Below are 14,998 nucleotides of genomic sequence, written 5' to 3' on the forward strand. Positions count from 1 at the left end.
ACACCTTGCCTTTCTCAATATAGTTCAATATATTGACAAAGGCAAAGGCATATTCATAAAATATTGTTATATTTACTATTCATTTGTAGTATTATCTTCTTCGTCTTCTTTTTCTCCCATTGTCAGAGTAATTTTTGTACCTAATTCTACAGAAACACCATATTTAGGACTTTGCGACAACACAACACCTTTTGTTTTTTCTTTGTCTGCTTCTGCTTCAAATCCACTATCATTTAATAAAGTAACTGCTTCTGTATAAGTTTTTCCTCTTACATCTGGTACTGGCATTGTTCCTTCGTCATCTTCTCCTTTTTCTACATAAAGTGTAATTTGACTGCCTTCTTCTACTTGTGTACCACCATGAGGAAATTGATTTACTACTACATTGCCTGTACCTACTGTTTGATAATTTAAGTTTTTACTATCTAATGATAACAGTGTAGAAAAAATATCAGAACCTGTATAGTCATCTACTGTTACTGTACCTTGTTTTTTATTAATAATTGTACCATCTTCTGCATAACTTGGCTGTATATTTTTATATTTGATAATACTTTCCATCATTTTTTTTGTCATAGGAACAGGTGTCTGTACACCATCTTGATAATTTTCTGGCATATATATCAATGTTAACACAACATATTGTGGATTTTCTACTGGAAAATATGTTAAACAACTTAATGCCCATTTATTATTTTGTTTACGGCTACCATTTTGTGCTGTACCTGTTTTACCACCAATAGAATAACCTTCTATTTTTGCCTTTTTTCCTGTACCTTCCTCAATCGTTGCTTTCATCATAATACGCATAGCATCTGAAGTTTCTCTTGAAATTACATGATTTTTTATTTCAGGTTCATTTTCATAAACAATATTACCATCTTTATCAATAACTTGTGAAACAACATAAGGTTTCATTAAATTGCCACCATTTATAACTGCTGAAAATGCTGTTATTGCCTGTACTGCTGTAGCATTAAAACCTTGTCCGAATGACATTGTTGCTAATTCTACTGGGCCAATAGCATCTTTTGCATATACCGCTTTTGCTGCACTTTCTTCAGCTGGCAAATCAATACCTGTCCTAGAACCAAATCCAAAATCTTTAAAATATTTATACATGGTTTCTCTACCCATTTTTTGAGAAATATATATCATAGAAGGATTACAAGATTGTGCTAATGCTCCTTGTACATCTAATACACCATGACCAGAACGCAAATGACAACGCATTGTTTCTTCATACATTTCTACTGCACCAGTACAATTAAAAGTATCTTCAGGGCGAATAATACCTTCTTCTAATGCTGCAGCTACTGTAACAGGCTTAAATATAGAACCAGGCTCAAAAGAACTCACTACATTAAAATTATTCCACATAGTATTTTTATAATCTATTTGGTCTTCATTTGTCATAACTTCCCATTGTTGCTGAAATTCTTCATCAGCCATTGCAGGTATTTCATCAGGGTTATTTAAATCAAATGAATTGGAGTCTGCCATAGCATATATTTCTCCTGTGTTTGGGTTCATTACCATAATTGCAACGGTTTCAGAAGGCCATTGTTGTGCTGTTTCTTGTACAATAGTTTCAGCATATTGCTGCATGGTATAGTCTATTGTTGTTACGACAGTATTGCCATCTTCTGCATTGTATTCTTGTCTTACCGCCGTACTATTGCCATCATAAGCAATAAAAGAACGTCCTGGTGTACCTGTCATATATTTATCATAATAATTTTCAATACCCCATTTTGCATCGCCTCTCATAAATCCAATGACATGACAAGCCAATGTTTTTAAAGGATATGTTCTTTTTGTTGTTTGTTCAAAATAAATACCTATTAATTGTTGTGCTTCTAAACTTTCTTTAATTTCTTTGTCTACACTTTTAGCCAAAACCTTCCAGCTATTGTCTGTATAAGGTTTTTGTGTTTCTGGATTAATTTGTACACCATGTCTTAATTCTGCATAATCTAGTTCAGGAAAATTTTTTTCTAATGCTGCAAATGTTTTGTCCTGTTGTTTTTTTCTTGTATCTTCATCAGAATTTGGTAAAGCTAACACACGTGAGTCTAATATAACGTTATATACAATAGTACTTACAGCAAATGGCTGATTGTTTCTATCTACAATAGAGCCTCTATTCGCTTGTACCATAACATCATAACGGTTAACCTGTTGTTCTTTTGCTCTATTTTCAAATTCAGCTCCTTTTACTGTTTTCCAATAATAAACACGACCCCCTAATATTGTCAAAAATATTACAAAAGCAAAAAATGTAAAATATAACCTTCCCTTAATAGGTGCTATTTTTATTCTTTTTTTCTTCATATATTATACATCATTCCTTTTTAAATAAACCCACTATTGTTCTTACTAAAGCATTTTCTGTATTTTTATCTTCTGGCTTTTGTGTATCATCTTTATAGTGAATGGTATAACTTTGTTCTGGAACATCTATGTATTGTATTTGATAAGGCTGAGGCTCTACCATACCTAATTTTTCTGTTGCAACTTGCTTTACAGTATCTAAATCCATCTGCTCTGCAACATCAATTGCTAATATTGCATTTTCACTTTTTAAATCTGCTAATCTATCTTTATATTTTTGTGTTTCTACTCTTTGTGACGTTACTAATGCACTAGACCACATAAAAGCTAATGTTCCACAGAAAAAAACACCTAACACTAAAGCAACTTTAATACTATAAGCACGGTTTGCTCTACTCTGCATTGCCAAATTTTTTCTAGCAGATGTTTTACTTTTTGGTGCTTTTTTTTGTTTTTTAGTTTGTTTTTTAGGGGCTGCATATTCTTCTTCTATAGGCTCTATATCATATGCTGCACCACCATGCGTATAATACGCTTTAGCATTTTGATACATTTTTTTAGATACTTTTGTTTTTTTAGCTGCCATATTTTATAACACTTCCTTATTTTAGATTTTTTCCAAAACACGCAATTTTGCACTTCTGGAACGATAATTTTGTTCCAGTTCCTCCTCACTAGGCAATATTGGTTTTGTTGTAATGACTTTTGCTATGGGTTTTTTATTACAAATGCAAATAGGAAATTCTTTAGGACAAGTACAAGGATTTTGCTGTAAACGAAAAGCATTTTTTACAATTCGGTCTTCTAATGAATGAAATGTAATAATGCAAAGTCTTCCTTGTACATTCAATAATTCCACAGAACTCATAATTGCCTTTTCCAATACTTCTAGTTCTTTGTTTACTTCTATGCGTATTGCTTGAAATGTTCTTTTTGCTGGGTGAGGGCCATCTTTTCTAGCTCCCTTTGGTATTGCCTTTTTAATACATTCTACTAATTCAAATGTAGTTTGTATTGGTTTTTGTTTTCTTTGTTCCACTATAAATTTTGCAATTCTTTTTGCCCAGCGTTCTTCTCCATATTTCCATATCAGTTGATATAGCTGTTCTTCACTATAGGTATTGATAACATCATATGCTGAAAAATCGCTTGTATTATCCATTCTCATATCTAATGCTGCATTATTTTGATAAGAAAAACCTCTTTCACTTTCATCAAGCTGATAAGAAGAAACTCCTATATCCAATAATATACCATCTACTTTATCAATACCTAACTGCTGCAATATTGATTTTATATTTACAAAATTGTCGTGAACAAATGTTATTTTTTGTAAATGTTGTTTTAATGTTTGTTTTGCTGCCTCATGAGCTTGTAAATCTTGGTCTATAGCAATTAGTTTTCCTGTAGTCAATTTTTGACATATAGCAAGAGAATGTCCTCCTCCTCCCATAGTGCCATCTACATAAATACCATCTGGCTTAATGTTTAAATTTTCAATACATTCTTTTAATAACACTGATATATGATGAAATTCCATACTCTTACACTCCTAGATGGTTTTTATTATTTTATCCCTATTGTAATACAAATGTAACAAAAATACAAGAATAAACTCTCAAACCATTCACTTTTTTCGCCATATATAGTGCTGTTTCTACACAGTTATACACAGCATAATATTTTATATCAAACTACTTTTGAGCTTTTACCTCTATACCAAAGCAATACTATAGCACCTACTATTAGCAATGCTGACAGAAGTTGTGAAACAGCAAAATTTGCTATTTTTAATTGGTCTGTTCTCAGTGCTTCAATCCATACTCTGCCACAGGCATATCCTAATAAATATAAACCAAATATTTCTCCATTAAATTTTTTTCTTTTTTTCATTATAAAAAGCAACACAAATACACACATATTCCACATAGACTCATACAAGAATGTAGGGTGTACTTGTATATATTCTGTACCATTTATTGTTACCACTTTCTCTAATACAGAAGCTGAAACATTATGCACCTGCTCTTTTAAATATCTCATAGCAAAAATATTGTTTGTATATCCTCCAAATGCTTCCCTATTAAAAAAATTCCCCCATCTACCTATAATTTGCCCCAATAATAAACTAGGTGCTGCGGTATCTGCTACTAACCAAAAATTCAATTTTTTTATTTTAGTATATACAATTACTGTAATAATTCCTGCAATAATTCCGCCATATATTGCAAGGCCACCTTCTCTTAATGCAAATATTTTAAGTGGTTGACTGGCATAAAATTCCCAAGAAAATATTACATAATATAATCTTGCACCAATCACAGAAAAAATCACACCAAATAGTGCAATATCTATATAATTCTCTGGATTTTGTTGTGTTCTTTTTGCTTCATGTATCGCTAATGCTAATGCAACTAATACACCACTTCCTATAATTACACCATACCAATATACATCATATCCAAATATCTGAAATATCACTCTACTTAAATGCTCGATTTTAATTCCCAAATGCGGAAACCATATTTCTGGCATATTTCCCATACAAATTCTCCTTTCTACTTTTCTTATTTATGGTATTATTTTACAACAGAAATTGTCATGTTATTTTCTAAAAAATCTTTTTGAAAAACTCTTTGTATTTCTTCTTTTTTAATACTTTTCAATGTATGAAATCCATCAAACAAATCTCTGTTTTTTAATGCAAGTTCTAGTTGACTCATACAAATAGCATAAATAGAATTAAATCCCCTCACCATTCTACCGACTTGTTTGTTTTTGGCTCTTTCAAAAACTTCTTGTGAAATGCCTTCTTTTTGTATTTTTTCTATTTCTTTTAATAATAATTCTGCTGTTTTTTCAGCATATTTTCCTGTTGCTGAAAATGCAGTAAAAGCATATCCATCACCAGAAAAAAATTCACAATCTACAGTTTGCTGTATCCATTGCTTTTGATAGGCTTGTTCAAAAAAAGGAGAACTTTCTCCTGCTAATATATCCATAGCCATACGCATCAAATAAATTTGTTTTAAATTTTTGCTTTCTTCTAAAGGTTTTTGTTTAAATCCTATTTGAAATATAGGCTCTACTAATGACATATTTTTTTCACAATATTGTTTTACTACGCTTTCTGGCTCTTTTTCAAATAGAGATACTGCTCTATGTCCATTAGTGGGCTTCATAATTTTATCTGCTATTTCTAATACTTCATCACTTTGTATATCTCCTGCACAAACTAGACAAAAATTTTCTGGTGTATAATAGGCCTCATAACTTTTTTGAAGTATTTCTTTTGTTACTTGTTGTATAGAATTTACAGTACCTGCAATAGGATTTTTTACAGTATGATTGTGATACATATTTTCCAGCAAATTAAAAAACACTATCCAACTTGGTTCATCTTGATACATTGTAATTTCACTTGCTATAATCTTTTTTTCCTGCTCTGTAGATTGTTGTGTAAAATGTGTATGTTGCACAAATGATAACAACAATTTTAAATTCAATTCAAAATTTTTTTGACAAGAAAAATAATATGCTGTTTTTTGAAAATCTGTAAAAGCATTTGCTGTAGCAGACTGTTTCGAAAATGCTGTAAAAGCATCTCCCCAAGATTGTTCAAAAAGTTTATGTTCTATAAAATGTGCTGTACCTAAAGGCATATCGTGCTTTTGTTCTTCTGTAGGTCTTCTATAAACAATATCATTTGAACCAAATTTTGTACAAAGTACTGCCATTTTTTCTCCATATCCATTCTTGGGAATTATATAACATTTCATACCAGATGACAACTTTTTTGTAATAATGGTATCTCCTATTACATTATTTTCTTTTCTCATTTCCATGTTTTTTCACTCCTTTACTGTAAAAAATAAATGGTATTTAAACACAGTTGTTTTGCTCTTTTTTGTATATCTTGTTCTGTTACCTGTTCTATTTCTTTTATAAATTGTTCTATTGTCCTATTTGTTTTTAATATCCATTCATTTAATGCAAAATCCATCAAAGCCGTTTGACTATCTTTCATTGAAATATAATATCGTATGATACTTTGTTTTGCTTGTTCTAGTTCTTGTTTTTCTATTGTTTTCTCTTGTAATGATTTCAAAGAATTTTTTATCATTTCAACTGCTTTATTATAATATTGTTTTTCTATACCTGCCTTTACCATAAGTATAGGACATAATCTAAACAAAAAAGAATTGATGTCATAACAGGCTCCCTCTTTTTCTCTCACATTTTGAAATAAAAGCGATGTAGGACTGCCCCCAAATAATTCATTACAAATCAAAAGAGAAGCAAATTCTTTTTGTTCTGGCATTACATTGGTATCAAATCCTAATACAATACGGCTTTGTGCTGTATGAAGTGTTTGTTTCACTTGTTTGATTTCTTTGTTTTGTTTTAAAATAATAGGCTCTGTTTGCCATAAAAAATCACTTTGAAAAGGCATTTTATTTGCTAATTCTATCATATCATTTTTTTGTTGTTTTTCTCCTGTCATAAATATTTCTACTTTAGAGTGTTTTATGATATTTTTATAGTGCATTAGTAATACCATTTCATCTATTTCTTTTATGTCTTCTATATAGCCATCTGCAAATATACCAAAAGCATTTTCTTTGCACATTTCTTCTAAACATCGTATTTTAGCATATTCTTTTTTATCATCTTGTCTACTTTTTATTTTTTCTTCTAGTATTTTCTTTTCTCTCTGTACTATTTTTTTAGGAAATCCTTTTCCTTCTTGCAATGGTGCAAACAACATATTTTGTAAAAAATCAAATCCTTGTTTTAATAACTCTTTTTCATATTTTACTGTTTCTAAATAAAAAAACAATATTTGTTCTTGTCCCTTTTTCAATATAGAAACATCAAACACACTTCCTAGCATATCGTCCATTTTTTGGCTGACCTCTCTTTTAGAAGGATATTTTTTACAGCCATTTTTTAATACTTCTGCTAATAGAGCTGTTTTTGTAGTATTTTGTCTAGTAAGAGGTATTCTTAAAAGTATAGTAATCACATTTGTTTTAAATTGTTGTTCTTCTAAAAAATGAATGTGACATTGTTGTATTGATTTTTTTTGTTCCTGTATTGTTATTGTCATAGTTATTTCACCTCAATATTATATAATTACTTATTCTTTTCTATTCTTCTTCAAAATATCCAAATAAAAAACACAATATATATCTTTTCTATTTCACACAGTAACATGGAAATAAAAAGCAGTATGTATTTTATGTTTTTAGAAATAATAAAAAGTAAAAAAGGTGGTGATAAATATTGGATATTTATATCAAACCGAATGAAAAAATAGCAATCACAGGTAGAAAAATAGTCTACCTTAAAGAAATAGGAGAAATTTGGATACCTGAACAAAGTACTGCTTGTATAGAAAATTTAGTAATATTTGAAATACCAGAAGATACAGAAAAAACGTATTTAATTAGTGTAATGGATATTATAAAAGCCATTACACTAAAATTTCCTGATGCTACTATAAATAACGTAGGAGAAATGGATATATTAGTGGAGTATAAACAAAAAAAACAATCACAAAATAAACTATGGCTTTATACTAAAATTGCTTCTATTGCCATTATATTATTTTCAGGTGCATCTACTTCTATTATGTCATTTCATTCTGATGCACAAATACCTAAAATATTCCAAAATTATTACTATATTTTTTTTGGAGAATATAATGATATGCCTTTGATATTGGCAATTCCTTACACCATAGGGCTAGGTGTAGGTATTATATTATTTTTTAATCATTTTTCAAAAATATATGTTACAAAAGACCCTACTCCTATTGAAATTGAAATGACAACATATGAAAAAGAAACAAACACAAGTATTATTGACGCTTTAAATCGTAAACAAAAAAGTGGTGACAGCTCATGAATTTATTTTATACTGTCATATTAGTAGTATTAGGACTTGCTTCTGGTGGCGTAGTAGCAGGAGGTATATTTGCATTTATTTCTGCTATAGGAATTGTGCCTCGTATGGCAAAAAGGACAAATACACAAAAATACATTCCTTTTTATGAAGATGCCATAACATTAGGAGGTATATTTGGCACTACAACGCTATTTGTTAGATACCATTTACCTATTGGCAATATTTGTGCAGCTATATTTGCTTTTGCCAATGGTATATTTGTGGGTTGTTTAGCACTTGCATTAGCAGAAGTGTTAAATGTCATTCCTATTTTTTTAAGGCGTTCTCGCATAGTAAGAGGCATACCTATATTTATTTGTTCTATAGCTTTTGGCAAAATACTAGGCTCTATGTTGTATTTTACAATAAAAGGATTTTTTATAATGAATTAAGGAGGGAATACAATTGGAAGAAACAACACAAGCAAAACAAATGTACGATAAAATGGTAAAAGAGGCCTCTCCAGATAGCCCTATTGTACTAAATTGTATTAAGGCATTTGTGTCAGGTGGCATTATATGCACAATAGGACAGCTTTTAAGAAATTATATTGAAACATTTTCACTAGGAGAAGACACAACTTCTTTAATTGTTTGTATTATACTAATATTGGCTTCTGCTATATTAACAGGATTAGGTATTTATGGTAAATTAGGAAAATACTGTGGAGCTGGTACTATCGTTCCTATTACAGGATTTGCTAATTCTGTAGTATCACCTGCTATAGAGTTTAAAAAAGAAGGTCTTGTATTTGGTATGGCAGCAAAAATGTTTTTAATTGCAGGGCCAGTAATTGTATATGGTACATTGACATCTATTATAGTAGGATTAGTATACTATTTTGTATCTTAAGGTGGTGAAAAATATGAAAAATAAACGTATTGGCACACAAACAGTAAAATTATATCAGCCAGTTGTTATTACAGGAGTATCCTCTGTAGTTGGGCCAAAAGAAGGGGAAGGTCCTTTAGGCAATCTTTTTGACAAAGTCGCACAAGAAGCATTATATGGTGAAGACAGTTGGGAAAAAGCAGAAAGCAAATTTGTCACAGAGGCATTACAATTAGCAGTAGAAAAAGCAGGCAAAAAAATGGAAGATATAGATTATATATTATGTGGTGATTTACTTAATCAATGTACAGGTACCACATTTGGTATTAAAGATTTTAAAGTTCCCTATTTTGGACTATTTGGAGCGTGTTCTACTATGGGGGAATCTATGAGTTTAGGTGCTATGTTATTAGATGGAGGATTTGCAGAAAATGTTTTAGTAGGTGCTTCTAGTCATTTTTGTGCAGCAGAAAAACAATTTCGATTTCCCCTTGCACTAGGAACACAAAGGCCTCCCAGTGCTACATGGACAGTAACAGGAGATGGCTCAGCTGTATTATCTAAAACAGGAAAAGGTCCCGTTATTACAGAAATTACAACTGGTAAAATTGTAGATATGGGTGTAACTGATACTATGAACATGGGGGCAGCTATGGCTCCCGCAGCAGTAAATGTACTAACGGCACACTTTAAAGATACGGGCAGACAGCCTAGTTATTATGATGTTATCGCTACAGGCGATTTAGGTTATATTGGAAAGCAACTTGTAATAGAGCTTATGGCAAAAGAAGGGTATGAAATGGGAGAAAATTTTACAGATTGTGGTATTGAAATATTTGATAAAGAAAATCAAGATACCCATTCTGGTGGAAGTGGCTGTGCTTGTTCTGCAGTAACATTTGCAAGTTATTTTTATAAAAAATTACAAGAGGGTACTATAGGCAGAATGTTATTTTTGCCTACAGGTGCTTTAATGAGCCCTACCACATCTCAACAAGGTTCTACTATTCCCGGTATTGCACATGGTGTAGTAATTGAAAGTAGAACAGAATAGGAGGTGATATTATGGATTTGGTAAAAGCATTTTTAGTAGGCGGTGCAATATGTGTAATAGGGCAAATACTCATTGATAAAACAAAGTTGATGTCTGGTAGAATATTAGTGATGTTTGTGTGTATAGGCTGTATATTAGGTGGTTTAGGCTGGTATGCTCCTATAGAAGAATTTGGTGGAGCAGGTGCAACAGTACCTTTAACAGGTTTTGGATATAATCTTGCAAAAGGTGTTATGGAAGAAGTAGATAGTGTTGGATTTTGGGGTATATTTACAGGTGGCATGAAAGCCGCAGCAGGAGGTATTACTGCAGCAGTTGTATTTGCTTTTTTAACAGCACTTATTTGTAATCCTAAAGAAAAATAATATAATATGGAAAAAGATTGAGCGTTCATTTTTGCTCAATCTTTTTTTATAATTATACAAATTATATTTGATTTGTTTGCATTTTTCACTATAAAATATTATAATAGTATAAAATACTGTTTTACAATAGGAATACAGGGGAAGGAATGATTATTGCTATGGAGTATGAATATGAACACATAACAACAGAAGAAAATACTATTGAAAAAATTGCAGAAAATTTAACTTATAAACAACAAGGAATTTTTTTGCTTATGACAACAGAAAGAATGTTTCAAGTATACAAAAAATATGCAAAAGGACAACAATGGGACAGAACAGAAAAATTAAATGCTTTTTTAGAAGATTGTTGGGACGCTATGATAAATGATATGGAATTTGATTACATTACAGATAGAATAAAACCAATACTAGATGAATCAGAAGACCAAGATAAGTTTCTTTATGAATGTATGGACGATTGCCCTCAGTACATTATGGAAATTGATGAAGAAAATGATGAAATACCAAATTATATGGAAATATTATCTAAAATAGTAATATATATACATAAACTACTGCGTCAAACAGCAGTAATATCTATACTTAAAAAAAAGGATAACATAAAAAAAGAATTAGTTGTTGGAATATTTAACTTTCCATTTTTAGAAAAATTTTTATGTTATTATTCTCCACAAATTTTAGAAGCCAAAGAAAATGGTATTGACGATTTATTTAGCCAGCACGAATTAGTAAAATTAGAATTTGAAAGAGAAAAACGAGATATAGAATATTTAAAAAATGAAAAAAATATGCAAAATATATATAAAAAATATCATTATGACTTACAAGAAAATATACTAGGGGAATATTGGCTTAATAGTGATAGTCAAAAAATTGATGAACAACAGTTTGAAGAATGTGAAGAAGAAAAAAATACACCAGAATATTATTTTAAGTATGCTTGTAAAGGTGATGAAACAGGAAATTATGAACATGCCATAGTACTCTATGGTGCAGTAATTGTATTTCAACCAGATAATGTAGAGGCATATAATCGTCGTGGTATTGATTTTATGCGTTTAGGGCAGTTTCAACAAGCAATTTCTGATTTCAATAAAGTAATTGAATTAAATCCAAATGATGCAAGGCCATATTCTTCTTTAGGAGCAATATATACTTATTTTCAAGATTATAAAAAGGCATTTCCTTATTATAGTAAAGCGATAGAAATTGAACCTGACGAAGAAGCCAATTATCATAATTTAGGAGTACTTTATAATAAATTAAAAAATTATAAAAAAGCAATTCCTTATTTTGAAAAGTCAATTGCATTAAACCCTAATTTTGAAGTAAGTTATTTTAATCGTGCAGATAGTTATATTGCTTTAAAACAATATCAAAAAGCAATAGAAGATTTGAATAAGGCGATTGCATTAAAATCAGACTATATAGATGCTTATATCAATCGTGCTGAAATTTATGATAAATTAAAAGAATATCAAAAAGCAATAGAAGATTTTAGTAAAGTGATTGCATTATGTACAGATATTATAGGGGTATATTGCAAACGTGGAGATATATATTTCAAACTAAAAGAGTATCAAAAAGCCATTTCTGATTATAGTAAAGAAATTGAAATAAACCCAAATGATAAAGAAGTCTATTTAAATCGTTCAAAAGCTTATCGTGCTATAGGAGAAAAAGAAAAAGCAGTTGCAGATAAAACAACTGCAAAAAAATTACAATAATTGCACTACTTAGGAAGTGATAAATATAAAACCAGAATACATTACAATTATCAAAATAGTTAATAAATAAGGGGAAGGAATGATTATTGCTATGGAGTATGAATATGAACAAACAAAAGAGTTTATGATTGATGAAATAGAAAACAGTTTAACACTTAGACAACAGCAACTTTTTTTATTAATGGCAACAGAAAGAAAATTTATGGTTTATAAACAATATGCCAAAGGCCAAGAATGGGACCATACAGAAAAGTTAAATGCTATGTTAGAAGATTGCTGGGATATGGCAGTAAATAGAACAAGACATGAATATATTATGGACAGAATGAGAGAACTAACAGAAGAAGAATATAACAGTGATGATGATTATGAAGGACCAGATAGATTTTTATATGAATGTTGGGACGACACACCTTCCTATTTAATAGAAAATTATAAAGAAGTAGATTGGATAGAAGTACTATGCAGAGTAGTAGAACACATACACTCTATGATAGCTCAAATAGCTTCACTAGAAGAACATATAATAAATGATGATGATAATGTAATAATGTGTACTCGTAACTTTACATTTTTAGAAGATTTTTTATCATATCATTCTCCAGAGTTAATAGATAAAATGTACGAACAAAAAGAAGAAGAATTATTTGAGGAACATGAATTAGTGCTTTTAGAATTTGAAAGAGAAAAAAGAGATATAGAGTATTTAAAGACTGAAAAGGATTTACAAAAAATATATCAAAGATACCATATTGATTTACAGGAAAGTATAATAGGTAATTATTATTTTGATATTATTAAAAAACAAAAGCCCTATAATCAATAGTATAAAAATATAGCAGGTGATAAAATATGAAACAAGAATATATCGCAATTATCAAAGCAGTCGATAAATTTTTAAAACAAGGGGAAGAACCTGATACTGCTATGATTGCAAAACAAACCTCTTTCACTAGCCAACAAGTATATGATTTTATTACAGAAATGGAACAGCAACAGCTTCTCATTGCATTCGAAATTGATATGTGTTGTGGAGAGGAGTATATTATAAAAGAGCTAACAGAAAAAGCTAAACAAATATTATAAATATTGTATAACATTACTTATTATTTTTTTGTAAAATCAAGTGCATTTTAGCATATACTATGTTATAATAACGGTAGCATAACATATAAAAATATTCATTTTTTATTTTTCATAATATTTATGCTATATTATATTACAATATAAAGGAGCAAACTATGCAAAAAGCGATTGGTTCTAAAGTCGATTTGAAAAATATGGAAGATATGTTAGCCGTAGAATATATGTCCTGTGTATGGGACTTAATGGACGAACAAAAAATTCAAAAATTAGATGAACACGTACAGCATTGTAATACAAGCAGATTACAACATAGTATCAATGTATCTTATTATAGTTTTTTAATTTGCCGTTTTATGGGTTGGGATTATCGTTCTGCTGCAAGAGCAGGATTACTTCATGATATGTTTTATTATGATTGGAGAGTAACAAAAGGTAACAGAACAAATCATGCAGCATGGCACCCTCGTGTAGCTTATGACAATGCTAGAAAAATTACAGAATTAAATAAAATTGAAAAAGATGCCATATTAAAACATATGTGGCCATGTACATTTATTCCACCTAGATACAAAGAGTCTTATGTATTGACATTTGTAGATAAAACTTGTGCTGTAGTAGAAGCTGTAGGTCAAAAATGGCAAAAAGTAGTAGGTGCTCATTAATCAAACGGCTTTAGAAAAAAACAAGAAAAAGACTTTTTAAAAAGTCTTTTTCTTGTTTTATGCTTTTTCTGGAATATCTAATATCACTTTACGACAGTCTAAACAGTAATAACATTTTACTACATCTCCTACCCAAAGTGAAAGAGGTGTTAAATGGCCAGTTGTCAAAGGTATTTGTTGCTCTTCATCAATATAAAGTTGAGGGGCAACAATAGGGTGTTTCAATTTTGATGTAATTTCTCCTAATTTCATTTCTTTGTTACAGTAAGGACAAATCATATTATACTTTTCCCCTTTCCATTTTTATAAAAATACTATATTATTTTTATAGATGTGTTCTTCTTTGTATTTCTGAAAAAAACAAATCTCGTCGGAATAAAAATAATCCTCCAAAAAGTATAATACTTACAGAAACACATATTGCTGAAGGATACAATACATTTAATTTATGTTCCAAAAGAAGTATCAAAGGAATTACTGCTAATATGCCATCTAATATCAAATATAATATGTATTCACTTGTGTGTAATTTTAAAAAATAAGCAAGCAAACAAGTACCTACCATAGCACCAATACAAAGAAAAGGTAAAACATACTCCAATGCCCAACCTCTATACCCTGTGTTTATATCCCAAATATAAGCAAGTACAGAAAGTATAATGACCTGCCACAATATATTTTTAGGAACATTATGCCATTTTTTCATAGCAATAAAAATAGAAAGCCAAAAACAGCCACTTCCTGCAATGACAAACATCACCCACCAACCATATTGAGGTTTGGAAAGATTGATACCAATACAAACAGCAATAGCAATTAATGTAATAAACATTCCTATGCGAAACATTTTTTGACTGAGAGGACGCTGCAATTCTATTGCAGGAAATATATTTTGTTCTGCTGTTCCTGTTAATTCTCCTTGACAAAGAGGACAACGTTTTATATCTCCTCTCACTTTAATGTGGCAATGTTTACATTCATACATTT

The 14,998-nt window shown here is 30.2% G+C and carries 17 protein-coding genes; 9 read left to right on the forward strand and 8 right to left on the reverse strand.

The annotated features are described in order from the left end of the window. Nucleotides 1–75: 75 nt before the first annotated feature. The 6 genes from C820_RS00115 to yfmF form a co-directional block, all read right to left on the reverse strand. Nucleotides 76–2,334 (reverse strand): penicillin-binding transpeptidase domain-containing protein, encoded by a 2,259-nt coding sequence (locus C820_RS00115; RefSeq protein WP_004036449.1) that lies wholly within the window; start codon nt 2,332–2,334, stop codon nt 76–78. Nucleotides 2,335–2,344: 10 nt separating this feature from the next. Beyond that, nucleotides 2,345–2,920 (reverse strand): hypothetical protein, encoded by a 576-nt coding sequence (locus tag C820_RS00120; protein ID WP_004036447.1) that lies wholly within the window; start codon nt 2,918–2,920, stop codon nt 2,345–2,347. Between the two features lie 21 nt (nt 2,921–2,941). Continuing rightward, the gene (rsmH, locus tag C820_RS00125; protein ID WP_004036446.1) at nt 2,942–3,874 is read right to left on the reverse strand and encodes a 16S rRNA (cytosine(1402)-N(4))-methyltransferase RsmH; all 933 of its coding nucleotides are present in this window, start codon (nt 3,872–3,874) and stop codon (nt 2,942–2,944) included. Nucleotides 3,875–4,023: 149 nt separating this feature from the next. Then, entirely contained in the window at nt 4,024–4,878 is an 855-nt protein-coding gene (gene lgt / locus C820_RS00130; RefSeq protein WP_004036445.1) for a prolipoprotein diacylglyceryl transferase, read from the reverse strand. A 35-nt stretch (nt 4,879–4,913) separates the two neighbouring features. Next, a complete protein-coding gene (yfmH, locus tag C820_RS00135; RefSeq protein ID WP_004036444.1) occupies nt 4,914–6,179 on the reverse strand; it encodes an EF-P 5-aminopentanol modification-associated protein YfmH in 1,266 nt (421 codons plus the stop codon). A gap of 14 nt (nt 6,180–6,193) precedes the next feature. Then, nucleotides 6,194–7,444, reverse strand: a complete 1,251-nt coding sequence (gene yfmF / locus C820_RS00140; protein WP_004036443.1) for an EF-P 5-aminopentanol modification-associated protein YfmF — start codon at nt 7,442–7,444, stop codon at nt 6,194–6,196. 176 nt (nt 7,445–7,620) lie between these two features. Between yfmF and C820_RS00145 the strand changes: the two genes are divergently transcribed. From C820_RS00145 to C820_RS00185, 9 genes are all read left to right on the forward strand, one after another. Next, entirely contained in the window at nt 7,621–8,244 is a 624-nt protein-coding gene (locus tag C820_RS00145) for a stage V sporulation protein AA (protein WP_004036441.1), read from the forward strand. Continuing rightward, on the forward strand, nt 8,241–8,675 hold the full coding sequence (locus tag C820_RS00150; RefSeq protein WP_004036439.1) for a stage V sporulation protein AB: 435 nt from the start codon (nt 8,241–8,243) through the stop codon (nt 8,673–8,675). Before C820_RS00145 ends, C820_RS00150 begins: the two co-directional genes overlap by 4 nt. 40 nt (nt 8,676–8,715) lie before the next feature. Beyond that, nucleotides 8,716–9,135, forward strand: a complete 420-nt coding sequence (spoVAC, locus tag C820_RS00155) for a stage V sporulation protein AC (RefSeq protein ID WP_035296561.1) — start codon at nt 8,716–8,718, stop codon at nt 9,133–9,135. 13 nt (nt 9,136–9,148) lie between these two features. Beyond that, complete coding sequence (gene spoVAD, locus C820_RS00160; protein WP_004036435.1) at nt 9,149–10,168, forward strand: stage V sporulation protein AD; 1,020 nt, start codon at nt 9,149–9,151, stop codon at nt 10,166–10,168. Between the two features lie 11 nt (nt 10,169–10,179). Next, the gene (gene spoVAE, locus C820_RS00165) at nt 10,180–10,533 is read left to right on the forward strand and encodes a stage V sporulation protein AE (RefSeq protein ID WP_004036433.1); all 354 of its coding nucleotides are present in this window, start codon (nt 10,180–10,182) and stop codon (nt 10,531–10,533) included. A 146-nt stretch (nt 10,534–10,679) separates the two neighbouring features. Beyond that, the gene (locus tag C820_RS00170) at nt 10,680–12,263 is read left to right on the forward strand and encodes a tetratricopeptide repeat protein (RefSeq protein ID WP_051057757.1); all 1,584 of its coding nucleotides are present in this window, start codon (nt 10,680–10,682) and stop codon (nt 12,261–12,263) included. 79 nt (nt 12,264–12,342) lie between these two features. Continuing rightward, nucleotides 12,343–13,089, forward strand: coding sequence for a hypothetical protein (locus tag C820_RS00175; RefSeq protein WP_035296198.1), 747 nt, complete (start codon nt 12,343–12,345; stop codon nt 13,087–13,089). 26 nt (nt 13,090–13,115) lie between these two features. Beyond that, a complete protein-coding gene (locus tag C820_RS00180) occupies nt 13,116–13,349 on the forward strand; it encodes a hypothetical protein (protein ID WP_004036429.1) in 234 nt (77 codons plus the stop codon). 155 nt (nt 13,350–13,504) lie between these two features. After that, nucleotides 13,505–14,011: an HD domain-containing protein gene (locus C820_RS00185; protein ID WP_004036428.1), complete on the forward strand. Its 507-nt coding sequence runs from the start codon at nt 13,505–13,507 to the stop codon at nt 14,009–14,011. A gap of 57 nt (nt 14,012–14,068) precedes the next feature. Here the strand turns inward: C820_RS00185 and C820_RS00190 are convergent, their stop codons facing one another. Together C820_RS00190 and C820_RS00195 are read right to left on the reverse strand one after the other, a co-directional pair. Then, a complete protein-coding gene (locus C820_RS00190) occupies nt 14,069–14,290 on the reverse strand; it encodes a PF20097 family protein (protein WP_004036427.1) in 222 nt (73 codons plus the stop codon). Nucleotides 14,291–14,336: 46 nt separating this feature from the next. Further along, entirely contained in the window at nt 14,337–14,996 is a 660-nt protein-coding gene (locus tag C820_RS00195) for a DUF6320 domain-containing protein (protein ID WP_004036426.1), read from the reverse strand. Nucleotides 14,997–14,998 lie beyond the last annotated feature (2 nt).

The sequence above is a fragment of the Clostridium sp. MD294 genome (assembly GCF_000364165.2).
Taxonomy (GTDB): Bacteria; Bacillota; Clostridia; order Lachnospirales; family Anaerotignaceae; genus Coprocola.